We start from the raw sequence: 21,941 nt of genomic DNA, 5'->3' as shown, positions 1-21,941 counted from the left end.
TCCCATCGCTTTGTTCGCCAGAAGTGACCACACAAGCAGTAATAATCCGTTCATCCGTCATAGCGATATGACTTTTATATCCATAGAAAGAGGTGTCGGCTGTCTTATGTCCAAGCCTAGCCTCCTCCTTAACAGAAGCTTCCAAGTGTTCTAAGTCATCATCAATAGCTTCTTTTAGGTAATTGAACTTTTGAGACACAGCCGGTAGAGCTAAGAGTTCCTCGTGTTTTTCAACCGCAGCCATTAACTCCTCTGTATAGGTCAACTCTGCTTCGAGGTTATCTTCCTGAGGTTTCTTTGGAAATTCTATTTTGATATCTTCTGAATGTTGATAAATCGTTTTACGTAAAGCTTTTGAGCGCTCCCTAAGAATTTCTTGGGGCTTCTTATGATTATAATGAGATTTGGTGTGAGTGGCATCCACAATGAGGATCTTACTCTTAATCAAGTTGTGTTCGAGTGCAATTTGAACAGACTTCTGAATCAATACATCAAGTAGCTTGTCATCTTTAATTCTTAACTTTCTAAATTTTGTCAGAGAGGATGGTTCGATAACAGAATCCTCCGGAGCTAGACCAAGAAAAAATTTAAAGGCCATATCTGACAAGGAACGTTCCACCACATCGACATCTGATAACTTATAAATATCTTTTAACAAGAGATATTTAAACATCATAACCGGTGAATAAGCTTTACGCCCAAAATCGGGACGATAATTCTTTTCTAGTTCATCATAGATAAAGCTAAAATCACAGAGTTCAGTTAGCTGACGTAAAAAGTGGGTTTTAGGAACCACGATATTATACAAACTAGAATAAGGACTGACATCCATAGTTAACTGATTATCAAGCATCATTTCACCTCATCTCTAGTATAACAAAAAAGCCATCTATTGGATGACTTTTTCAGTGGGCTCACAAATAAGTCTCCTCTTGTCATGTTATTTTACGGAAATTCAGGAATTGGTAAAACTGAATTAGCTAAAACGATGAGCGAATATTTTAACGGGAAATTGACTCGAATACAGTTTTCGATGATGCAAACCGAGGAAGCGTACAAATATATATTTGGCGATACTCATGCTAAAAGTTCATTAGCTAAAGATTTATTATCCAGAGAAACCAATGTTGTATTAATTGATGAATTTGATAAGGTAAATAGCGCTTTATTCAATGTTTTTTATCAAATGTTTGATGAGGGAGAGTTGGAAGATATAAATTATTTGGTAGATGTTTCTAATTGTATATTTATTTTGACAACAAATTTTAGTAATGATCAAGAAATTGCTGAAAAACTTGGCCTTCCTATCTTTTCTAGGATTGATTTAAAGATAGAATTTCAAAATTTAACCGAAACTGAACTGCTTAGAGTAGTTGATAATATTTTTAATGATGTGACCGCCCAATTATCAGAAGAAGATAAGGAATTTATAGAAAATTATGGTTTAAAAGAAACGTATAGGAAACATGTGGGTTCTTTTGGGAATATAAGATTATTGAAGAGTTTCATTGAGAAAGATGTGTTTCAAATTATTTTTGAAAAATTACTAAAACGTGATAATTTAGAATGAATCTTCACTGAAATTTTTACCTTAAAACAATTATTGTAGAAATTTATCGTTTAATTTCATTATGGATTTGTATCCATTATAAAATGCATAAAACTATAGTCAATTGAACCTAAAACAGTACATAATGTGGTATAATCTTCTTATGGCATATTCATTAGATTTTCGTAAAAAAGTTCTCGCTTATTGTGAGCGAACAGGTAGTATAACAGAAGCATCACACATTTTCCAAATCTCACGTAATACCATTTATGGCTGGTTAAAGCTAAAAGAGAAAACAGGAGAGCTAAACCATCAAGTAAAAGGAACAAAACCAAGAAAGGTTGATAGAGATAGACTCAAAAACTATCTCACTGACAATCCAGACGCTTATTTGACTGAGATAGCTTCTGAATTTGACTGTCATCCAACTACTATCCACTATGCTCTCAAAGCTATGGGGTACACTCGAAAAAAAAGAATCACACCTACTATGAACAAGACCCAGAAAAAGTAGCTTTATTTCTTAAGAATTTTAATAGTTTAAAGCACTTAGCACCTGTTTATATTGATGAAACAGGATTCGATACTTATTTTTATCAAGAATATGGTCGCGCATTAAAAGGTCAGTTGATAAGAGGTAAAATATCTGGAAGAAGATATCAGAGGATCTCACTGGTTGCAGGGCTAACAAATGGTGAGTTAATCGCTCCAATGACTTACGAAGAGACGATGACGAGCGACTTTTTTGAAGCTTGGTTTCAGAAGTTTCTCTTACCAACCTTAAACAAACCATCAGTTATTATAGTCGTTTGAAACAAGAACAGGACAAAAGAGCCTCGAAAAAAGTATTGCAACTTGGCAATACCTTTTTGAGATGCTTTTTAATATGAGCCCATGTTTTCTCTATAGGATTGTACTCAGGTGAGTAGGGAGGAAGTGGTAAAAGTTTATGCCCAAATTCTTCACATAAGAGCTCTAGCTTGCCCATTCTATGGAATCTTGCATTATCTATAATATAGTATAATGAATCTAGAACAGTACACCAAGACTGCTAAAAATGTTTTAGAATCTATATTGTACTACTCTAAGTTCAATCCACTATAGCATTCTTTGTTCTTGTTTTTAGTTATCTATCGTCATGATTTCAAGCCAATTTGTATCTATAATATTTCTTTATTGACTTTATTTGCTGTCAAACTCTTTAATTCTCAGATCAAGACGAATATCTTATCAGCTAGTTTTGCTATGGGGGTTAATATTCTATTCAATGCTTCACTTTTATTTTATCTTTACTTTTTTGATTTAAAGACTCTTAGTTTTAGTTCTTTTCTACTCTTTTTCCTGCTTTACTTCATACAAATTTTTATCATTCCTTTATGCTTGGTTTCTAGCCAAAATTCTAAGTATGGTCCTTATCTAGTCCATAGTACTCTCTTTGAGAGGAATGCTTCAGATGTAATTCATGTTTAATTTTATAAAAATGATGACTTTCTACTTTTTGGTAGGAAGTTTTTTATTATTTCTATATCGAAATAGTTGACAGATGTAATTCAGGGTGTTACAATAATTAAAAAGTTCGATATAGAATAAAAAAAGGAGACAAAATGGACAAGATGTTAGGAGGCTACCAAGCTCTACAGATTCGATTGTTAAACGGACGTATCTTTCAAAAACTATTGAGCAAGCAACCAGATGCTCAATACAGAAGTGAACAGGGAAAAATTTTAACGATTTTGTGGAAGCAAGAGTTGGGGTGCGCTACAGCGACCGATATCGCTCTTGCGACAGGTCTAGCCAATAATACATTGACCAGTATGGTTAAGAAATTGGAAGAACAAGGCTTGGTCACGATTCAACCTTGCACGCAGGATAAAAGGAAAAAATATATTTCTTTGACAGACCTCGGTTGGGCGCAAAAAGAAATCGGTGACCGCGTTAGTAAAGAGTTGGGAGAGATTTTCTACCAAGGTTTTTCAGATCAAGAAATCCGAGAATTTGAAGCTTATCAAGCGCGTATTATCTCAAATCTAAAAGCTAAAGAAAATGATATATAGGGAAAGGAAGTAGCAGTTATGATCGGAATTACAGGTGTAACAGGAAAATTAGGTTCCTATGTGGCTGATCTTGTCGATAAAAAAGGAATCGCTTCAGTCCATCTAGCACGAAGCCCAGAGCGTGCAAAAGTTTACGCGTCTGCGGAAATCCGTGAAATGGTGTATGCCAATACTCCAGAGGTGGTTGAGGCCTTGAAGGGTATCGATATCTTGTTGATGGTTTCTACTAGGGAAAATCCAGAGCGTGTCAAGGAGCACAAGGAGTTTTTAAATGCTGCAAAGCTAGCGGAGGTGCAACATATCGTTTATACTTCCTTTTATGGGGCAGATGAGAAGGCAACTTTTACCTTATCTCGAGATCATGCCCAGACGGAAGCATATATCAAGGAGTTAGGGTTCACCTACACTTTTTTGAGAGATAATTTTTATTTGGACTTCTTGATTGATATTGCACTTGAAAATGGAGAAATTCGCGGTCCGGCTGGTAGTGGCCTGGTATCAGCTGTTGCCCGTAAGGACACATCTAGGGTTGCAGCAGAAATTCTTTTAAATCCTAAGGAGTGGGAAAATCAAAGCTTGAATTTGACAGGGCCAGAGGATTTTTCTATGCAAGAAATCGTAGCGCTCCTCTCAAAAGAGAGCGGTAAGACCATCACGTATGTAGATGAATCAGTAGAAGAAGCCTATGAGTCACGAAAAAAATGGCCAGCACAAACTTGGGAGTACGATGCCTGGGTCAGTACTTATACAGCGATTAAAGTTGGGGAACAGGCTGGGGTTTCAACAGATATCGAAAAAGTCTTAGGGCATCCAGCAAGCAGCCTATTGGATATTATTAGAGACAGAAAACTTATTGAGGAAGAACATGATTGAATACAAACATGTGGCCTTGCGCTACACGGATAAAAATATTTTAAAAGATGTCAATCTCCGTATTGAAAATGGAGAATTTATGGTCTTGGTAGGTCCTTCAGGATCTGGAAAGACTACCATGATCAAGATGATTAACCGTCTTTTGGAGCCGACAGATGGCAATATCTATATGGATGGGAAACGTATCAAGGACTATGATGAACGGGAGTTACGTCTCAGTACCGGCTATGTCCTTCAAGCCATTGCCCTATTTCCTAACTTGACAGTTGCGGAAAATATTGCTCTCATTCCTGAGATGAAGGGCTGGACTAAAGAACAAATCACTTCTAAAACCGAAGAACTCTTAGCCAAAGTGGGGCTTCCTGCGGCAGATTATGCTCATCGTTTACCAAGCGAGTTATCTGGTGGGGAGCAACAGCGGATTGGTATTGTACGAGCCATCATTGGGGAACCAAAAATTTTATTGATGGACGAACCTTTTTCAGCCTTGGATGCCATCTCACGCAAGCAGTTGCAAGAATTGACCAAGGCATTACATAAAGAATTCGGCATGACGACCATCTTCGTAACACATGATACGGATGAGGCCTTAAAATTAGGGGATCGAATTGCAGTTTTGCAGGATGGAGAAATTCGCCAGGTCGCAGAACCTGAAACAATTTTACAAGCGCCTGCGACAGACTTTGTAGCAAACTTGTTTGGAGGTAGCCTTCATGTCTAATTTGATTTCAACATTTCAAGAGCGTTTTGGGGAATGGTTAACGGCGCTTGGACAACACTTGCAATTGTCTCTTTTGACCTTATTGGTTGCTATTTTTCTGACCATTCCGCTGGCGGTTTATCTAAATGGTCACAAAAAAGTAGCGAACTGGGTGCTACAAGTTGCGGGTATCTTCCAGACCATTCCCTCAATGGCTTTATTGGGTCTCTTTATTCCTTTCATGGGGATTGGAACCTTACCAGCTCTCACAGCTCTAGTCATTTACGCTATTTTCCCGATTTTGGAAAATACAATCACAGCCTTGAACGGCATTGATCCTAGTCTTGAGGAAGCAGGGATTGCTTTTGGAATGACCAAGTGGGAGCGACTCAAGAAGTTTGAAATTCCACTGGCCATGCCTGTCATTGTATCGGGGGTTCGTACAGCAACCGTTATGATCATTGGGACAGCGACTTTAGCCGCTCTTGTTGGAGCTGGTGGATTAGGCTCCTTTATCCTTTTGGGAATTGATCGTCGGAATGCTAGTCTGATTTTAATCGGTGCAATCTCATCAGCTATTTTGGCTATTCTCTTTAATGTTGTTCTCAAATGGTTGGAAAAGGCAAAGTTGCGTACGATTGTTGCAGCCTTTGCAGTGATGGTCCTTGGTTTGGGAGCTAGTTATGCTCCAAGCATGATTCCTAACAAAGAGAAAGAAAATCTGGTTATAGCTGGGAAGTTGGGACCTGAACCTGAGATTCTCATGAATATGTATAAGCTTCTCATTGAGGAAAATACGGATATGACGGTGACGGTCAAGCCTAACTTTGGGAAGACAGATTTCCTTTATCAAGCGCTGAAAAAAGGGGACATTGATATCTATCCAGAATTTACAGGGACTATTACAGGTTCTCTCTTGCAGCCAGCTCCTAAAGTGAGCAATGACCCAGAAAAGGTTTACGAGGTGGCTCGTGATGGTATTGCCAAACAGGATCAACTAGCCTTTCTTAAACCCATGGCTTATCAAAATACTTATGCTATAGCAGTTCCTAAAAAAATTGCGCAAGAATATGGGCTTAAGACGATTTCAGACTTGAAAAAAGTAGAAGGACAGCTCAAGGCAGGATTCACTCTGGAGTTTAACGACCGTGAAGATGGAAACAAGGGGTTACAGTCTGTTTATGGATTGAATCTCAATGTGGCAACTATGGAGCCAGCTCTTCGCTACCAAGCCATCCAGTCAGGTGACATTCAAATTACAGATGCTTACTCAACGGATGCTGAAATTGCTCGGTATGATTTAGTGGTTTTGGAGGATGATAAACAACTCTTCCCGCCATATCAAGGTGCACCACTGATGAGAGCTGAATTACTCGAAAAACATCCGGAGTTGGAAGCTGTTCTTAATAAACTAGCTGGTAAAATCACCGAGAGCCAGATGAGTCAGATGAACTATCAGGTTGGTATTGATGATAAGGATGCTTATACTGTTGCACATGATTTCTTGGTGGAACAGGGATTATTGAAGAAATGATCAAGAAAGATGAAATACAAGAAACTCTTTTGCGACTCTGCAAGCACTATGGAGAGCAAAATTGGTGGCAATCGGATAACAAGCTGGAAGATTTGGTATCGACTATTCTGATCCAGCGAACAACTGAGAAGAATGCTAAGTTAGCTTTATCAGGTCTTATGGATGTCATGACAGTAGAGGGGATTCTGGATTTATCGCTAGAAGAGTTACAGGAACGTATTCGACCTGCTGGATTTTTTAAGCAAAAGTCTCAAACGATTAGGGGACTTCTGATCTGGTTAAGAGAAGTTGGTGGTTTTGAGGTTCTTGCCAAGATTGGAACAGAAGATTTACGAAAGCAACTTTTGGAGTTAAAAGGGATTGGGCCAGAGACTGCAGATGCACTTTTACTTTATCTTTTTGATCATCCAGTTTTTATTTCGGATGAATATGCTAGAAGACTTTTTCGACGCTTAGGATTTGGAAACTTTAAAACCTATAGTGAAATGCATGCTGTTTATGGTAACGTCTTGGAAGGTCTAACTCTCAAACAATGCCAAGAGATTCATGCTGTTATTGATGAACATGGAAAAGCTTTTAGCAAGAGTAAAGGCCAGTTAGACGAAAGTTGGTTACGATAAAAAAATTCTAAGACTTCTTGTCTTAGAATTTTTTTAGTAAATTTATTGGCTCAAAAAATATAGTTTGATTAGATTAGTAAGTAGAAAGTAGAGGTAAAATACCCGTGATGAATTGGAATATTTGAATGATAGAATGTCGACTGGTATTTTTCTTTGAGTGGATATGAAATCTATAGTTGTGTTTGCTACTTCATCTCTAAAACATCTAAGTAAAAGCTCACTACTTGATCTTCCTTATAAGATTTTCCTTTTTTGAGCCACCAGGTTAGTGTTTCGATAAAGTTAGTTACAACAAAGTGCTTGAGGTAGGAAGTAGGAATATTAGGATAGGAAACTTGCAAGTCTTTGGCAACCATTGGATAGACATGGTGTTCCAATTCTTTCTGTAATTGACGGAGGAAGTAGTCATTTTTTGAGAAAAGGAGGCTGGTGACGTGGTCTTGATTTTTCTTAAAATGCGAAAAGATATGGGACAAATAAGCTTCTGTAGATATATTTTCCTCACGTTCAAAAAGATGATGGAAGAGATAACGGCAGAGCTCGTCTAGGAGTAATTCTTTACTTTCATAATGGCTATAAAAGGTGGAACGACCAACATCTGCTATGTCTATTATCTCCTGAACGGTAATCGTTTCAAAGCTTTTTTGATTTAGTAATTGTAAAAAAGCAGTATAGATAGCTTTTCGAGTCTTGGTAATGCGACGATCTTGAGCAGTCATATGGACACTTTGAACAAACTGTTCCGTATCTTACAAAGTAAACAGTTTGCTCCTATCCTTTCTGAAATGAATGTTAGATAATGATAATGAACAAGATGTTCATGAATCTATTATAACAAAGGAATGAGAAATATGAAGGCAAAATATGCTGTTTGGGTGGCTTTTTTCTTAAATTTGACTTATGCTATTGTCGAGTTTATTGCAGGTGGAGTATTTGGTTCGAGCGCTGTTCTTGCTGACTCTGTCCATGATTTGGGAGATGCCATCGCAATTGGTGTATCAGCCGTTCTTGAAACAATTTCCAATCGTGAAGAAGATAGTCACTACACCTTGGGTTACAAACGGTTTAGTCTCTTAGGAGCCTTGGTAACGGCTGTGATTCTCATGACAGGGTCCGTTTTGGTCATTTTAGAAAATATAACAAAACTCTTTCATCCACAAGCGGTCAATGATGAAGGAATCCTCTGGTTAGGAATCATTGCTGTCAGCGTTAATGTAATAGCAAGTCTAGTAGTTCGTAAGGGAAAAACCAAGAATGAGTCTATTTTGAGCCTTCATTTTCTAGAAGATACTCTGGGTTGGGTGGCTGTTATCCTAATGGCCATTGTTCTGCGATTTACCGACTGGTATATTCTGGATTCGCTCTTATCTCTGGTCATTTCTTTCTTTATTCTCTCAAAAGCTATTCCTCGTTTTTGGTCTACGCTCAAGATTTTCCTTGATGCTGTGCCAGAAGGTGTCGATATCAAGCAAGTCAAGAGTGACTTGGAGCAATTGGACCACGTTGCTAGTATTAATCAACTAAACCTCTGGACCATGGATGGTTTGGAAAAAAATGCCATTGTCCATGTTTGTCTAAAAGAAATTGAAAAGATGGAGCTTTGTAAAGAATCCATTCGAACCCTACTCAAAGATTGTGGTTTTCAAAATATCACCATTGAGGTTGATGCAGACCTAGCAACTCATCAAGCCCATAAGCGAAAGGTGTGTGAGTTGGAGAGAAGTTATGAGCATCATCATTAGAAAAAAGTGAAAAATGATTGGGTACTATCTTATTTGGAATAGAGAACTTTCTTTATTATTTAAGTACTTTAAAAGATTGGTAAGTTAAGAGCATTGTACAAACTCCATATACATGAATGCTAATTATAAAAATTTTTCGATTAGATGCCAAATGCTTGACTTAGAGTCAACTCAAAGTTATATAATAAGATAAGTGAGTTAGAATAGCTTAAACTCAGTGAATAAAATGAGAGGAGGATAGCATGTGAACATTAAATCAGCCAGTGATTTGTTGGGAATTTCAGCGGATACGATTCGGTATTATGAACGGGTTGGTCTTGTGCCACCAATTACTCGAACCGCGACAGGGATTCGTGATTTTAAAGAACATGACATAGAAGCTCTGGAATTTATTAAGTGTTTTCGTTCGGCAGGTGTCTCAGTAGACAGTTTAGTTGACTATATGTCGCTCTACCAAAAGGGGGATGAAACGAGAGAGGAAAGGCTTGGTCTCTTAGAAGAGGAAAAGAAAAAATTAGAGGCGCGCTTGTCTCAGTTACAGGTGGCTTTAAATCGCTTAAATCACAAAATTAAACTTTACAAGGAAGGAAAATTTTAAATGAAATCAGCAATTTATACCAAGGCAGGTCAGGTCGGTATTGAAGAAGTCAAGCGTCCAAGCATTCAAGAATCGGATGATGTCATTATTCGTGTGGTCCGTACCTGTGTTTGTGGATCAGACCTCTGGAGCTACCGTAATCCAGACATTGAAAAGGGGCATCAAAATAGCGGTCACGAGGCTATTGGAATCGTCGAAGAAATCGGAGATGCTATTACAACGGTCAAACCAGGAGATTTTGTCATTGCGCCTTTCACTCATGGTTGTGGAGAGTGTGATGCCTGTCGTGCCGGTTATGATGGGACTTGTGACCGCCATATTGGTACCAACTGGTCAGGTGGGGTCCAGGCTGAGTATATCCGTTTCCACTTTGCCAATTGGGCACTTGTGAAAATTCCAGGTCAACCTTCAGATTATAGCGAAGGTATGCTCAAGTCACTTTTGACACTTGCTGACGTCATGCCGACTGGTTACCACGCAGCGCGTGTTGCTAATGTGCAAAAAGGAGACAAGGTTGTCGTTATCGGGGATGGGGCTGTTGGCCAATGTGCTGTCATTGCAGCTAAGATGCGTGGAGCATCGCAAATCGTCCTCATGAGTCGCCACGAAGACCGTCAACAAATGGCCTTGGAGTCAGGCGCGACAGCAGTCGTAGCTGAACGTGGTGAAGAAGGCATTGCCAAGGTGCGAGAAATTCTTGGTGGAGGAGCAGATGCAGCTCTCGAATGTGTCGGTACAGAAGCAGCCGTCGACCAAGCTCTCGGTGTTCTCCATAATGGCGGGCGTTTAGGTTTTGTCGGCGTTCCTCATTACAATAACCGTGCTCTTGGTTCAACCTTTGCCCAAAATATTTCAGTGGCGGGTGGAGCAGCCTCAGTTACTACTTATGATAAACAAGTTTTGTTAAAAGCTGTTCTTGACGGTGATATTAATCCGGGTCGTGTCTTTACCTCAAGCTATAAACTGGAAGATATCGACCAAGCTTATAAAGACATGGATGAACGTAAGACTATCAAGTCTATGATTGTGATGGATTAATACTCTTCGAAAATCTCTTCAAACCACATCAGCTTCACCTTGCCGTAGATATAGGTAACTGACATCGTCAGTCTTATCTACAACCTCAAAGCAGTGCTTTGAGCAACCTGCGGCTAGCTTCCTAGATTGCTCTTTGATTTTCATTGAGTATAAAAAGAAAAACCTAATAGGATTTGAGAATCTCTATTAGGTTTTTTTGTGTTTAACTATTGCGCTTAATGCAAGGTACTTTCTCTTAAAGTCAGTTTCGTTCCCAGCATGGTTAGGCTTGGAATTTTACGGCCGTGAAGGACTTCTCTGTTCAAAATATCCATTCCTGTTCGTCCCATTTCTTCGGTGTAGACTGTAATACTGGAAAGTGGTGGGAACACTTGCTTGGTTAGAATAGTATCATTAAAGGAAATAATGCTGACGCGCTCTGGTATGCTGATGCTGGCTTCTTGAAGGGCACGAAGGGCACCAATGGCCAAACTATCACTGGCTGCAAAAAAGGCTTGTGGAAGCTTCTCTCCTAATTTTTCGATAGCCTCCTTCATCAAATCGTATCCAGATTGGGCAGTAAATTGACCTTGAAAAACGAATTTTTCGTTATAAATTCCCTTTTCTTGCATATAGGATTTAAAGTAATCTAAACGTTTATCTGCGATGACTTCTTCTTGGTCAGTAGTAGTTTCAAGACCGGATAAGATACCAATCTTATTAAGCCCATGATCTGTAAAGTAATCAACAACCTGTCTAACAGCATTATAAAAATCTGTAATGACACAGGTATGACCAAGAGCAATCGTATCACTGTCTAAAAATACTAGGGGTTTGTGATATTCTTCAAATGATGCAATCTGTGCTTGACTAAATTTCCCAATACAAAGAATCCCAATCACTTCTTCGCTAAGCGTGAAAGGCTGGTCATTAAAATAGCGCAAGATGTCGTAATCTAATTCTTGTGCTCTATTTTCAATTCCTAGGCGAATCTGGTAGTAGTAGAGATCTTCTAACTCTCCCTGTTCACTGACCCACTGGATGATAGCGATTTTCTGTTTGAGTTTATGAGATTCACCTGTTTTGAGATGTTTGGTGTAGCCTAGTTCTTCGGCAACGGTTAAAATACGATGTCTGGTTTCTTCTGTGACAGATAGACTCTGATCGCGATTGAGGACACGGGATACAGTTGCGATCGAGACAGAGGCTAGCTGAGCAATATCTTTGAGTGTAGCCATAATTCCCCTCTTTTTTAGGTTATTATAGCATATTTTTCTTCCTTTTTACTCATAGTTTAGTAAAATATCGGTAAAAATGTTGACCTAAGCAAAACCCTTGGGTACAATAGAAGAAAACGATTACAGGATAAACTTTTTTACCTAATATTTCGTAAAAGGAGAATTCATATGACACAACATCTTACTGCTGAAGCACTTCGCAAGGATTTTCTTGCTGTTTTTGGTCAAGAAGCGGATCAAACCTTCTTCTCGCCAGGGCGCATCAACTTGATTGGGGAACATACTGACTATAACGGTGGTCATGTTTTTCCAGCAGCTATTTCACTCGGAACCTATGGGGCTGCTCGTAAACGTGATGACCAAGTTTTGCGTTTCTACTCAGCAAACTTTGAGGATAAAGGAATTATCGAAGTTCCTCTAGCTGACCTTAAGTTTGAGAAAGAGCACAACTGGACCAACTATCCAAAAGGTGTCCTTCATTTCTTGCAAGAAGCTGGGCATGTGATTGACAAAGGTTTTGATTTCTATGTCTTTGGGAATATCCCAAATGGTGCAGGCTTGTCTTCTTCAGCATCTTTGGAACTTTTGACAGGTGTCGTAGCAGAATACCTCTTTGACCTAAAATTGGACCGTCTAGACTTAGTAAAAATCGGAAAACTAACTGAGAATAACTTTATCGGAGTGAACTCTGGTATTATGGACCAATTTGCTATCGGTATGGGGGCAGACCAACGTGCTATTTACCTAGATACAAATACTCTAGAATATGACTTGGTTCCACTTGATCTGAAAGACAATGTTGTTGTGATCATGAATACCAACAAACGTCGTGAGCTAGCAGATTCTAAATATAATGAACGTCGTGCTGAATGTGAAAAAGCAGTAGAAGAACTCCAAGTGGCCTTGGACATTCAAACCTTGGGTGAATTGGACGAGTGGGCTTTTGACGAATATAGCTACCTAATCAAAGATGAAAATCGTTTGAAACGTGCTCGCCACGCAGTTCTTGAAAATCAACGTACCCTTAAAGCACAAGCGGCTCTTCAAGCAGGAGATTTGGACAAGTTTGGTCGTTTGATGAATGCGTCTCACGTTTCTCTTGAGCATGATTACGAAGTGACTGGCTTGGAATTAGATACTCTTGTTCACACTGCTTGGGCTCAAGAAGGTGTTCTTGGTGCTCGTATGACAGGAGCAGGTTTTGGTGGTTGTGCCATTGCCCTGGTTCAAAAAGATGCGGTTGAGGCCTTTAAAGAAGCTGTTGGCAAACACTATGAAGAAATCGTTGGCTATGCACCAAGCTTCTATATCGCTGAAGTTGCAGGTGGTACTCGCGTCTTAGATTAGGATAGAAGGATATGGAAGCTGTAATATTTGATTTAGATGGCTTATTAGCCGATACTGAAATCATTTCTCTAAAAGTTTATCAAGAATTGCTTAGAGATTTTGGAATTCCTTTCACAGAAGAAACTTATTCTAGAGACTACAGTGGACATAGGGAAGAGGAGAATGTTCAACGATTTTTGGACACCTATGATTTATCTTGGAACTTTGACCAAACCTTGGCTAAAGTTTATGAACTGGAAGCTCAAATCTTAGCTCAAGGTGTAAATTTAAAAAAAGGTGCTAAAAATTTGCTTACTTATTTGCAAAAAGAAGGCATTCCAATCGCTTTAGCAACATCAAGTGTTGAATCTCGAGCTAAAATGATCTTGGATAGCAATGGTATACTGTCCCTATTTGACCATTTAGTTTTTGCAAAAGATGTAAAGCGAAGCAAACCTTACCCTGATATATTTTTAAAGGCCTGTAGCGATTTGAACGTTTTACCAGAGAATTGCTTGGTACTAGAGGATAGTGAAGCAGGGATTGAAGCGGCATCTAGAGCTGGGATTCCAGTTATTTGTATTCCAGATTTAAAAATACCAGCACAGTCTTTCTTAAATAAAACAGAACAAGTTTTTCAGGATTTGGATGCTGTTAGAGACTATTTAGAAAGTAAGAAGGAGGTTTTCTAGTGACCTTAGTAGAAAGATTTGTTACCAAAGTCATTGCAGAAAGTACCTTTGAAGAGTTGGATCGGATTTATCTGACCAATCGTGTTTTAGCACTGGTTGGAGATGGAGTTCTTGAAGTTGAGACTGACCAAAATGATTTGATTGACCTTAAAGATCAGCTTGTTGAGGAAGCCGTTCGCTTGGAAACGATTGAAGATAGTCTGGCTGCGCGTGAGATTCTCGGTGCAGACCTCATGGACTTGGTAACGCCTTGTCCAAGTCAGGTTAATCGAGACTTTTGGGCTACTTATGCCCAGTCACCAGAGCAGGCGATTGCGGACTTCTACCAACTCAGTCAGAAGAATGACTACATCAAACTAAAGGCTATCGCAAAGAATATTGCTTATCGTGTACCGTCTGACTACGGTGAACTGGAGATTACCATCAATCTCTCTAAGCCTGAAAAGGATCCAAAGGAGATTGCGGCAGCCAAGTTAATCAAGTCTAGTAACTATCCTCAATGTCAGCTTTGTATGGAAAATGAAGGCTACCATGGTCGTGTCAATCATCCAGCTAGAAGCAACCATCGTATTATCCGTTTTGATATTTCTGGGCAGGAGTGGGGCTTCCAATATTCGCCCTATGCTTACTTTAATGAGCACTGTATTTTCCTAGACAGTCAACACTGTCCTATGGCCATCAGTCGCCAAAGTTTTGAACGTTTGTTAGCGATTGTGGAGCAGTTCCCAGGCTATTTTGCAGGCTCGAATGCGGACCTACCAATTGTTGGTGGTTCAATCTTGATCCATGATCATTACCAAGGTGGGCGCCATGTATTCCCAATGGAAGTGGCTCCTATTCAGAAAAGCTTTACCTTTGAAGGTTTTGAATCAGTCAAAGCAGGAATTGTCCAGTGGCCTATGTCTGTGATTCGATTGACGTCGGATTCAAAAGACGATTTGACAGAACTAGCGAATAAAATCTTACTGGCTTGGCGTCAATACTCCGATCCAAGTGTACAGGTCTTGGCAGAAAGTAATGGAACACCGCATCACACTATCACACCGATTGCGCGTAAAAGAGATGGGCAGTTTGAGTTGGACTTGGTTTTGAGAGACAATCAAACATCTCCAGAGCATCCAGATGGTATCTATCATCCTCATAAGGATGTCCAACATATCAAGAAGGAAAATATCGGCTTGATTGAGGTTATGGGTTTGGCTATCTTGCCACCACGCTTGAAGGAAGAAGTGGAGCAGGTAGCAGCTTACCTGGTCGGAGAGGATGTTTTAGTAGTAGATTATCACCAAGAATGGGCAGATGAGTTGAAAGAAAGTCATCCTGGATTGACTGATAAAGACCAAGCTCTTGAAATCGTCCAAGAATCTGTTGGAAAAATCTTTGCTCGGGTATTGGAAGATGCCGGAGTTTACAAGCAAACCAAAGAAGGACAAGCAGCCTTTATGCGCTTTGTGGAGCAGGTTGGTATTTTGCCCGAATAAGTGCTTCTCTCTTGCGTAGAGTCTTGAAAAGTAGTATCATAGTGTCGTTTGAAATATCAGGAGGAACGTATGAAAGATTTTCACTTTGACGCTATATCTGCCTTTGAAAACTACGAAATTGAAAAAATGAGAGATGGTCACGTTGTGGTGACGACAAAAGTAGTGGACTCCTCACTCAACTATTATGGGAATGCCCATGGAGGCTATCTATTTACCCTTTGTGACCAAATCAGTGGACTTGTGGTGATTTCGCTTGGCTTAGATGGAGTGACGCTCCAGTCTTCTATCAACTATTTGAAAGCTGGAAATCTAGGGGACGTTCTCACTATCAAGGGGGAATGTGTCCATCATGGACGCACCACTTGTGTCGTCGATGTTGATATCACCAACCAAGATGGCCGAAATGTCTGCAAGGCAACCTTCACCATGTTTGTCACAGGACAACGATCTGAAGATAGACAGGTGAGGATATAGGGAATATAAAAAAGAGGCAAACGCCTCTTTTTCTTATACTCTAGTGCTGTATTATACTATTCACTAAATCTTAAAAAATAGCCATCTGGGTCTAAAACTGCAAATTCATGAGGATAGATATATTGTTCACCAACACGAAATTCTCTTTTGGTCAAAGGGCGATGAATAGGATAGTTAGACTCGATTACTTTCTGATAGAGTCGAGGGACATCCTCTATGCCAAAGGAAATGTTGACTCCACGACCAAAGGGGTAGGTCAGTTCAACTAATTCATCCTTTGTTCCCTCCTCTAACATTAGCTGGCAATCTTCAAGCGATAAGAAGAGGAAGTTTTCTTCTGGTCGCTCGTATTCGATGGTAAAACCCAGTAAATCGCAGTAGAAGTGACGCGATTTCTCGATATCCGATACGACAAATTCAGGGATGACAGCTTGATAGTCCATTCGTTTTCTCCTTAGAGATCAATCTCCAAGACAATTGGTGTATGGTCTTGGCGTGCGCCAGAGTCAATCATGTCTGACTTGGTAACCTTGTCTGCTACACGGTTACTTGTGAGCCAGTAGTCGATTCTCCAGCCTGTGTTGTTGATTTTTGAAGTCTTGCTACGTTGTGCCCACCAAGTATAGCGTTCTGGAACATCTCCGTGAACATGGCGGAAAGTGTCGGTAAATCCTTTGGCTAAAAGGTTTGTAAATCCTTCACGTTCTTCGTCTGTGAAACCTGGTGAACGACGGTTGCTTGCTGGGTTGGCAAGGTCAATTTCCTTGTGGGCAACGTTGTAGTCACCTGTAGCAAGAACTGGTTTTTTCTTGTCTAACTCAGCCAAGTATTCCGCATATTTGACGTCCCAGACTTGACGTTCTTCCAAACGTTTGAGTCCATCACCTGCATTTGGTGTGTAGACTTGAGTCACGAAAAATTTATCAAATTCCAAAGTAATGATGCGGCCTTCCAAGTCCATAGTAGAAGGGGCGCCAATCTCTGGGAAGCTGATAGTTGGAGTGAGTTCTTTCTTATAGAGGAACATGGTTCCTGCATAGCCTTTACGCGCAGGCTCTTGAGAGGAACGCCAGGTGTTTTCGTAGCCTGGGAAGAGTTCTTCCAACACCTCAAGGTGTTTTTTAGTAGGACCTTTAGCTGAAAGCTTGGTTTCTTGGATAGCGATGATATCAGCGTCTTCAGCTACCAAAGTTTGGAGAACGTCTTGAGACAATTTCGCACGCGCAGAGTCGCTTGTCAATGCTGCATTGAGGGAATCAATGTTCCATGAGATTAGTTTCATAGTGTGTACCTTTTCATTCAGATTATAGACAATATTATACCAGAAAAAGAAGTAATTCCCCAACGTATAGTTTGAAAAATCAAGGTCATTCCTTTATAATAAAGAATGATTTATGTAAAGGAAAGAAAATAAATGAAATTTTACTCATATGAATATGTCTTGAGCCAGATTGGCCAACAAAATAGTGTCATGATTGGTTTTGGAGTATTCTTGCTTGCCATCACTGGATTTTTTGCTTTTAAGGCTTACCGCGACCATCGAGGAACCAAGTTTCGCGAGTTGGTGATGATCTCGTCTTTGGCTTTACTGGCTGTCATTCTCGGTATTATATCTACTTATCAGTCAAATCAAGCTTCCAACAACCAATTTCAAACTTCACTTCATTTTATAGAAGTTGTTTCTGAGGATTTAGGGGTGGATAAATCAGAGGTCTACGTCAATACTTCTGCAGCCACAGATGGTGCACTTCTCAAGGTAGGAGACAAATTCTACCGTGCTTTAAGTGGGAGTGAGCCGGATAAATATCTCTTGGAAAAACTTGACTTGTATCAAACAAGTGACATTGAATTAGTGGAGGCAAACAAATGACATTTAACTATATCGAGATTCTTATTAAACTGGCTTTAGGTCTTGTATCTCTTGTCTTTGTTATCAACATGACAGGGAAGGGAAATCTAGCGCCCAACTCAGCAATTGACCAAATCCAAAACTATGTTCTTGGGGGAATCATCGGTGGGGTAATCTATAATAGCTCTATTACTATCCTTCAGTATGCAGTTATCTTGATTATGTGGACAATCTTGGTTTTACTTCTCAAGTGGCTTACGAATAACGTCGGCTTTGTAAAACAAATGATTGACGGGAAACCAACCCTACTCATCAAAAATGGGGAAATTGATCCAGAAGCCTGCCGTTCTGTTGGCTTATCAGCTTCTGACGTAGCCCTTAAACTTCGTAGCCAAGGTATCTTCCAGCTTAAAGAAGTCAAGCGTGCTGTACGAGAGCAAAACGGTCAGCTAATTGTAGTACAAAATGGAGATGAAAATCCTAAGTTTCCTGTCATCACAGATGGTGTCATTCAGTCGGATGTCCTCGATACTCTCAGCTTAACGGAAGAATGGCTCTTAGATCATCTGAATAAGCAAGGGTATGATAATGTGGCCAATATTTTTATCGCTGAGTATGATAAGGGTCAACTAAGCGTCGTCACCTATGAATAGGAAAAACCTGAGGTAGTCGCCTCAGGTTTCCATTTGTCATTAGAAAGGAATTTTATGTCTATCATCCAAAAACTCTGGTGGTTTTTTAAGTTAGAAAAACGTCGTTACCTAGTTGGAATTGTAGCTTTGGTCTTAGTTTCTGTACTAAACCTCATCCCACCTATGGTTATGGGGCGCGTGATCGATGCCATCACTTCGGGACGATTAACACAAGATGAGCTCCTGCTTCATCTCTTTTATCTCCTGCTGGCAGCTTTCGGAATGTACTATCTGCGTTACGTTTGGCGCATGTATATCCTAGGGACTTCCTACCGACTTGGACAAATCATGCGTTCAAGACTATTTGAACATTTTACAAGGATGTCTCCCGCTTTTTATCAGAGTTATCGGACTGGGGATTTGATGGCTCACGCAACCAATGATATCAATGCTCTGACTCGTCTAGCAGGTGGTGGTGTCATGATGGCAGTGGATGCCTCTATCACAGCCTTGGTGACTCTCTTGACTATGCTCTTTAGCATTTCTTGGCAGATGACCTTGGTTGCCATTCTATCTTTGCCGTTTATGGCCTATGGTACTAGTCGTCTGGGGAGAAAGACCCATAAGGCTTTCGGAGAATCACAAGCAGCCTTTTCTGAACTTAATAATAAGGTTCAGGAGTCTGTATCAGGTATAAAGGTAACCAAGTCCTTTGGCTATCAGTCTGATGAATTGGCATCTTTCCAGGAAGTTAATGATTTGACCTTCCAAAAGAATCTGCAAACCATGAAATATGATAGTCTCTTTGACCCTATGGTTTTGCTCTTTGTTGGTTCTTCTTATGCCTTAACTCTCTTAGTCGGTGCCTTTATGGTGCAAGCAGGACAGGTAACCGTCGGAAATCTTGTCACCTTTATCTCTTACTTGGATATGTTGGTCTGGCCTCTGATGGCGATTGGTTTCCTCTTTAATATTACTCAAAGAGGGAAAGTTTCTTACCAACGTATTGAGAGTCTCTTGTCTCAAGAGTCACCTGTCAAAGATCCAGAATCTCCACTTGACGGGATTGAAAATGGGCGCTTGGACTATGCCATTGATAGTTTTGCCTTTGAAGATGAAGAGACGCTGAAAGATATTCACTTTAGCCTCGAAAAAGGGCAAACTCTAGGCTTGGTTGGGCAGACTGGTTCAGGGAAGACTGCTTTGATAAAGTTGCTCCTACGTGAGTATGACGTTAACCAAGGGGCCATTTATCTAAATGGGCATGACATTCGTGACTATCGACTAGCTGACTTACGTAGTTTGATGGGTTACGTCCCACAGGACCAATTTCTCTTTGCCAGCTCTATCTTAGATAATATTCGTTTTGGAAATCCTGACCTGCCTTTCTCAAAAGTAGAAGAAGCAACCAAGTTGGCTCAAGTCTATCAAGACATTCAAGCCATGCCCCAGGGATTTGATACGGTTATCGGCGAAAAAGGTGTCAGTCTATCTGGTGGACAAAAGCAGCGTCTTGCCATGAGTCGAGCTATGATTTTAAATCCTGATATCTTGATTTTAGATGATTCCTTGTCAGCTGTGGATGCCAAGACAGAGTTCGCAATTATCGATAATCTCAAGGAAACTCGCAAGGACAAGACAACCATTATCACTGCCCATCGACTCAGTGCAGTTGTCCATGCGGATTTAATTTTGGTTATGCAAAATGGTCGCATCATTGAACGAGGCACACATGAAGACTTACTAGCCTTGGATGGTTGGTACGCACAAACCTACCAGTCACAACAATTAGAAATGAAAGGAGAAGAAGATGCGCAATAAACAAGAACAATGGACTGTATTGAAACGCTTGTTGTCCTATCTAAAGCCCTATGGTCTCCTAACCTTTTTAGCCTTAGCTTTTCTCCTTACGACGACTGTTATCAAGAGTATCATCCCCTTGGTAGCTTCGCACTTTATCGACCAGTATCTAAATAACCTCAATCAGCTTGCCGTTATAGTTTTGCTAGCCTACTATGGTCTCTACATTCTTCAAACCATTGTTCAATATGTGGGAAATCTCCTATTTGCGCGTGTGTCCTACAGCATCGTTAGAGATATTCGACGTGATGCCTTTGCCAATATGGAAAAGCTAGGTATGTCTTATTTTGATAAGACACCTGCAGGTTCCATTGTTTCGCGTTTGACCAATGACACGGAGACTATTAGTGATATGTTTTCAGGGATTTTGTCCAGCTTTGTCTCAGCAGTCTTTATCTTTGTGACAACCCTTTATACCATGCTTGTTCTGGACTATCGTCTGACAGCTTTGGTTCTACTCTTTTTACCCTTGATTTTCCTTTTGGTGAATCTCTACCGTAAAAAATCGGTCAAGGTTATCGAAAAAACCAGAAGTCTCTTGTCAGATATCAACAGTAAACTTGCAGAAAACATCGAAGGGATTCGCATCATTCAAGCCTTTAATCAAGAAAAGCGCCTGCAAGAAGAGTTTGATGATATAAATCAGGAACATCTGGTCTACGCTAACCGTTCAGTAGCTTTGGACTCTCTCTTCTTACGTCCAGCTATGAGTTTGTTGAAGTTGTTGGGTTATGCGGTTTTGATGGCTTACTTCGGCTATCGTGGTCTCTATCTAGGCATAACGGCAGGTACCATGTATGCCTTTATCCAGTACATCAATCGTCTCTTTGATCCCCTCATCGAGGTAACGCAAAACTTTTCTACCCTTCAGACATCCATGGTGTCAGCAGGTCGTGTCTTTGCACTTATCGATGAGACCAACTATGAACCGACCCAAGAAAATGGACAAGCGGAGATTAGAGAAGGAAATATCCGTTTTGAACATGTGTCCTTCTCTTATGACGGGAAACACCAGATTCTCGATGATATTTCCTTTACCGTCAATAAAGGTGAAACTATCGCCTTTGTCGGGCATACTGGCTCTGGGAAATCTTCTATCATTAATGTTCTCATGCGCTTTTATGAATTCCAGTCTGGTCGAGTTCTCCTAGATGGTGTGGATATTCGTAAGTATAGCCAAGAGGAATTGAGAAAAAATATCGGTCTGGTTCTACAGGAACCTTTCCTCTATCATGGGACCATCAAGTCCAATATCGCTATGTACCAAGATATCAGCGATGACCAGGTTAAGGCTGCGGCAGAATTTGTCGATGCAGATTCCTTCATTCAAGATCTTCCTTTAGGTTATGATGCTCCTGTATCTGAGCGTGGTTCGAGTTTTTCAACTGGTCAACGTCAGCTTCTTGCCTTTGCTAGAACCGTTGCCAGTCAACCGAAAATACTGATTTTGGATGAAGCGACAGCTAATATTGATTCTGAAACAGAAGCCTTGGTCCAAAATTCTCTAGCCAAGATGAGACAGGGCCGGACGACCATTGCCATTGCCCATCGCCTTTCTACTATCCAAGATGCCAACTGTATCTATGTCCTTGATAAGGGACGTATTATTGAGAGTGGAACCCATGAGGAACTTTTGGCCTTGGGTGGAACCTATCACAAGATGTATAGTTTGCAAGCAGGTGCTCTTTCCTAAGGAAGAATT

General features: G+C 40.2%; 23 protein-coding genes and 2 pseudogenes. 18 read left to right on the top strand and 7 right to left on the bottom strand.

The window, feature by feature from the left end; genetic code table 11:
* On the bottom strand, positions 1-853 hold an 853-nt coding region (locus tag QM374_RS07970), incomplete at its 3' end, for a transposase (RefSeq protein ID WP_414311406.1).
* An 84-nt stretch (positions 854-937) separates the two neighbouring features.
* Between QM374_RS07970 and QM374_RS07965 the strand changes: the two genes are divergently transcribed.
* Positions 938-1,570, top strand: a complete 633-nt coding sequence (locus QM374_RS07965) for an AAA family ATPase (RefSeq protein WP_414311405.1) — start codon at positions 938-940, stop codon at positions 1,568-1,570.
* Between the two features lie 142 nt (positions 1,571-1,712).
* Positions 1,713-2,356, top strand: a pseudogene (locus QM374_RS07960) (IS630 transposase-related protein); the annotation flags it as partial.
* On the opposite strand, the pseudogene QM374_RS07955 reads toward QM374_RS07960, so the two are convergent.
* Positions 2,349-2,564 (bottom strand): annotated as a pseudogene (locus QM374_RS07955) (transposase); the annotation flags it as partial. The pseudogenes QM374_RS07960 and QM374_RS07955 overlap by 8 nt on opposite strands.
* 589 nt (positions 2,565-3,153) lie before the next feature.
* Here QM374_RS07955 and QM374_RS07950 point away from each other — a divergent pair.
* Genes QM374_RS07950 through QM374_RS07930 form a run of 5 tightly spaced genes read left to right on the top strand, consistent with a single transcriptional unit; the run spans position 3,154 to position 7,330 of the window.
* Entirely contained in the window at positions 3,154-3,603 is a 450-nt protein-coding gene (locus tag QM374_RS07950; RefSeq protein WP_414311404.1) for a MarR family winged helix-turn-helix transcriptional regulator, read from the top strand.
* An 18-nt stretch (positions 3,604-3,621) separates the two neighbouring features.
* On the top strand, positions 3,622-4,476 hold the full coding sequence (locus tag QM374_RS07945; RefSeq protein ID WP_414311403.1) for an SDR family oxidoreductase: 855 nt from the start codon (positions 3,622-3,624) through the stop codon (positions 4,474-4,476).
* On the top strand, positions 4,469-5,197 hold the full coding sequence (locus QM374_RS07940) for an ATP-binding cassette domain-containing protein (RefSeq protein WP_414311402.1): 729 nt from the start codon (positions 4,469-4,471) through the stop codon (positions 5,195-5,197). Before QM374_RS07945 ends, QM374_RS07940 begins: the two co-directional genes overlap by 8 nt.
* Positions 5,190-6,710, top strand: a complete 1,521-nt coding sequence (locus QM374_RS07935) for an ABC transporter permease/substrate-binding protein (RefSeq protein WP_414311401.1) — start codon at positions 5,190-5,192, stop codon at positions 6,708-6,710. Before QM374_RS07940 ends, QM374_RS07935 begins: the two co-directional genes overlap by 8 nt.
* Entirely contained in the window at positions 6,707-7,330 is a 624-nt protein-coding gene (locus QM374_RS07930) for an endonuclease III domain-containing protein (RefSeq protein ID WP_371608479.1), read from the top strand. Before QM374_RS07935 ends, QM374_RS07930 begins: the two co-directional genes overlap by 4 nt.
* A 185-nt stretch (positions 7,331-7,515) precedes the next feature.
* Here the strand turns inward: QM374_RS07930 and QM374_RS07925 are convergent, their stop codons facing one another.
* Positions 7,516-8,049 (bottom strand): TetR/AcrR family transcriptional regulator, encoded by a 534-nt coding sequence (locus tag QM374_RS07925; RefSeq protein ID WP_371608478.1) that lies wholly within the window; start codon positions 8,047-8,049, stop codon positions 7,516-7,518.
* A 132-nt stretch (positions 8,050-8,181) separates the two neighbouring features.
* On the opposite strand from QM374_RS07925, the gene QM374_RS07920 reads away from it, so the two are divergent.
* The 3 genes from QM374_RS07920 (at position 8,182) to QM374_RS07910 (ending at position 10,708) form a co-directional block, all read left to right on the top strand.
* Positions 8,182-9,072 (top strand): cation diffusion facilitator family transporter, encoded by an 891-nt coding sequence (locus QM374_RS07920; RefSeq protein ID WP_371608477.1) that lies wholly within the window; start codon positions 8,182-8,184, stop codon positions 9,070-9,072.
* A 244-nt stretch (positions 9,073-9,316) separates the two neighbouring features.
* Complete coding sequence (nmlR, locus tag QM374_RS07915; protein WP_371608476.1) at positions 9,317-9,670, top strand: stress response transcriptional regulator NmlR; 354 nt, start codon at positions 9,317-9,319, stop codon at positions 9,668-9,670.
* Complete coding sequence (locus tag QM374_RS07910) at positions 9,671-10,708, top strand: zinc-binding dehydrogenase (RefSeq protein WP_371608475.1); 1,038 nt, start codon at positions 9,671-9,673, stop codon at positions 10,706-10,708. It abuts the gene before it with no gap.
* 18 nt (positions 10,709-10,726) lie between these two features.
* Here the strand turns inward: QM374_RS07910 and QM374_RS07905 are convergent, their stop codons facing one another.
* Both QM374_RS07905 and QM374_RS07900 read right to left on the bottom strand, forming a co-directional pair.
* On the bottom strand, positions 10,727-10,852 hold the full coding sequence (locus tag QM374_RS07905; RefSeq protein ID WP_414311400.1) for a hypothetical protein: 126 nt from the start codon (positions 10,850-10,852) through the stop codon (positions 10,727-10,729).
* 71 nt (positions 10,853-10,923) lie between these two features.
* Positions 10,924-11,925 carry a LacI family DNA-binding transcriptional regulator gene (locus tag QM374_RS07900; RefSeq protein WP_414311399.1) on the bottom strand — a complete coding sequence of 334 codons (1,002 nt, stop codon included), beginning with the start codon at positions 11,923-11,925 and terminating at the stop codon, positions 10,924-10,926.
* 168 nt (positions 11,926-12,093) lie between these two features.
* Between QM374_RS07900 and QM374_RS07895 the strand changes: the two genes are divergently transcribed.
* The 4 genes from QM374_RS07895 (at position 12,094) to QM374_RS07880 (ending at position 15,898) form a co-directional block, all read left to right on the top strand.
* Positions 12,094-13,272: a galactokinase gene (locus QM374_RS07895; RefSeq protein WP_414311398.1), complete on the top strand. Its 1,179-nt coding sequence runs from the start codon at positions 12,094-12,096 to the stop codon at positions 13,270-13,272.
* Between the two features lie 11 nt (positions 13,273-13,283).
* Entirely contained in the window at positions 13,284-13,943 is a 660-nt protein-coding gene (locus QM374_RS07890; RefSeq protein ID WP_414267927.1) for an HAD family hydrolase, read from the top strand.
* The gene (locus QM374_RS07885; RefSeq protein WP_414311397.1) at positions 13,943-15,424 is read left to right on the top strand and encodes a UDP-glucose--hexose-1-phosphate uridylyltransferase; all 1,482 of its coding nucleotides are present in this window, start codon (positions 13,943-13,945) and stop codon (positions 15,422-15,424) included. The genes QM374_RS07890 and QM374_RS07885 overlap by 1 nt, the downstream gene beginning before the upstream one ends.
* Positions 15,425-15,493: 69 nt before the next feature.
* On the top strand, positions 15,494-15,898 hold the full coding sequence (locus QM374_RS07880; RefSeq protein WP_036759319.1) for a PaaI family thioesterase: 405 nt from the start codon (positions 15,494-15,496) through the stop codon (positions 15,896-15,898).
* Positions 15,899-15,954: 56 nt separating this feature from the next.
* On the opposite strand, the gene QM374_RS07875 is transcribed toward QM374_RS07880, so the two are convergent.
* Both QM374_RS07875 and QM374_RS07870 read right to left on the bottom strand, forming a co-directional pair.
* Positions 15,955-16,341 (bottom strand): bleomycin resistance protein, encoded by a 387-nt coding sequence (locus QM374_RS07875; protein WP_414311396.1) that lies wholly within the window; start codon positions 16,339-16,341, stop codon positions 15,955-15,957.
* Positions 16,342-16,352: 11 nt separating this feature from the next.
* A complete protein-coding gene (locus QM374_RS07870) occupies positions 16,353-17,180 on the bottom strand; it encodes an exodeoxyribonuclease III (protein ID WP_414311395.1) in 828 nt (275 codons plus the stop codon).
* 132 nt (positions 17,181-17,312) lie between these two features.
* On the opposite strand from QM374_RS07870, the gene QM374_RS07865 reads away from it, so the two are divergent.
* Genes QM374_RS07865 through QM374_RS07850 form a run of 4 tightly spaced genes read left to right on the top strand, consistent with a single transcriptional unit; the run spans position 17,313 to position 21,932 of the window.
* A complete protein-coding gene (locus QM374_RS07865; RefSeq protein ID WP_414311394.1) occupies positions 17,313-17,768 on the top strand; it encodes a DUF3290 family protein in 456 nt (151 codons plus the stop codon).
* A complete protein-coding gene (locus QM374_RS07860; protein ID WP_414311393.1) occupies positions 17,765-18,400 on the top strand; it encodes a DUF421 domain-containing protein in 636 nt (211 codons plus the stop codon). The genes QM374_RS07865 and QM374_RS07860 overlap by 4 nt, the downstream gene beginning before the upstream one ends.
* 54 nt (positions 18,401-18,454) lie before the next feature.
* Complete coding sequence (locus tag QM374_RS07855; RefSeq protein WP_414311392.1) at positions 18,455-20,200, top strand: ABC transporter ATP-binding protein; 1,746 nt, start codon at positions 18,455-18,457, stop codon at positions 20,198-20,200.
* Positions 20,190-21,932, top strand: coding sequence for an ABC transporter ATP-binding protein (locus QM374_RS07850; RefSeq protein ID WP_414311391.1), 1,743 nt, complete (start codon positions 20,190-20,192; stop codon positions 21,930-21,932). Before QM374_RS07855 ends, QM374_RS07850 begins: the two co-directional genes overlap by 11 nt.
* Positions 21,933-21,941 lie beyond the last annotated feature (9 nt).

The sequence above is a fragment of the Streptococcus infantis genome, from assembly GCF_047465525.1.
GTDB lineage: Bacteria > Bacillota > Bacilli > Lactobacillales > Streptococcaceae > Streptococcus > Streptococcus infantis_R.
The sequence above is the reverse complement of the archived record's forward strand: the minus strand, read 5'-3'. Positions and strand labels throughout refer to the sequence as shown.

Excerpts from the sequence above, each read along its gene's own strand:
- QM374_RS07965 (WP_414311405.1), top strand. The coding sequence starts at position 938 with ATGTTATTTTACGGAAATTCAGGAATTGGTAAAACTGAATTAGCTAAA.
- QM374_RS07950 (WP_414311404.1), top strand. The coding sequence starts at position 3,154 with ATGGACAAGATGTTAGGAGGCTACCAAGCTCTACAGATTCGATTGTTA.
- QM374_RS07945 (WP_414311403.1), top strand. The coding sequence starts at position 3,622 with ATGATCGGAATTACAGGTGTAACAGGAAAATTAGGTTCCTATGTGGCT.
- QM374_RS07940 (WP_414311402.1), top strand. The coding sequence starts at position 4,469 with ATGATTGAATACAAACATGTGGCCTTGCGCTACACGGATAAAAATATT.
- QM374_RS07935 (WP_414311401.1), top strand. The coding sequence starts at position 5,190 with ATGTCTAATTTGATTTCAACATTTCAAGAGCGTTTTGGGGAATGGTTA.
- QM374_RS07930 (WP_371608479.1), top strand. The coding sequence starts at position 6,707 with ATGATCAAGAAAGATGAAATACAAGAAACTCTTTTGCGACTCTGCAAG.
- QM374_RS07925 (WP_371608478.1), bottom strand. The coding sequence starts at position 8,049 with ATGACTGCTCAAGATCGTCGCATTACCAAGACTCGAAAAGCTATCTAT.
- QM374_RS07920 (WP_371608477.1), top strand. The coding sequence starts at position 8,182 with ATGAAGGCAAAATATGCTGTTTGGGTGGCTTTTTTCTTAAATTTGACT.
- QM374_RS07910 (WP_371608475.1), top strand. The coding sequence starts at position 9,671 with ATGAAATCAGCAATTTATACCAAGGCAGGTCAGGTCGGTATTGAAGAA.
- QM374_RS07905 (WP_414311400.1), bottom strand. The coding sequence starts at position 10,852 with ATGAAAATCAAAGAGCAATCTAGGAAGCTAGCCGCAGGTTGCTCAAAG.
- QM374_RS07900 (WP_414311399.1), bottom strand. The coding sequence starts at position 11,925 with ATGGCTACACTCAAAGATATTGCTCAGCTAGCCTCTGTCTCGATCGCA.
- QM374_RS07895 (WP_414311398.1), top strand. The coding sequence starts at position 12,094 with ATGACACAACATCTTACTGCTGAAGCACTTCGCAAGGATTTTCTTGCT.
- QM374_RS07890 (WP_414267927.1), top strand. The coding sequence starts at position 13,284 with ATGGAAGCTGTAATATTTGATTTAGATGGCTTATTAGCCGATACTGAA.
- QM374_RS07880 (WP_036759319.1), top strand. The coding sequence starts at position 15,494 with ATGAAAGATTTTCACTTTGACGCTATATCTGCCTTTGAAAACTACGAA.
- QM374_RS07875 (WP_414311396.1), bottom strand. The coding sequence starts at position 16,341 with ATGGACTATCAAGCTGTCATCCCTGAATTTGTCGTATCGGATATCGAG.
- QM374_RS07870 (WP_414311395.1), bottom strand. The coding sequence starts at position 17,180 with ATGAAACTAATCTCATGGAACATTGATTCCCTCAATGCAGCATTGACA.
- QM374_RS07865 (WP_414311394.1), top strand. The coding sequence starts at position 17,313 with ATGAAATTTTACTCATATGAATATGTCTTGAGCCAGATTGGCCAACAA.
- QM374_RS07860 (WP_414311393.1), top strand. The coding sequence starts at position 17,765 with ATGACATTTAACTATATCGAGATTCTTATTAAACTGGCTTTAGGTCTT.
- QM374_RS07855 (WP_414311392.1), top strand. The coding sequence starts at position 18,455 with ATGTCTATCATCCAAAAACTCTGGTGGTTTTTTAAGTTAGAAAAACGT.
- QM374_RS07850 (WP_414311391.1), top strand. The coding sequence starts at position 20,190 with ATGCGCAATAAACAAGAACAATGGACTGTATTGAAACGCTTGTTGTCC.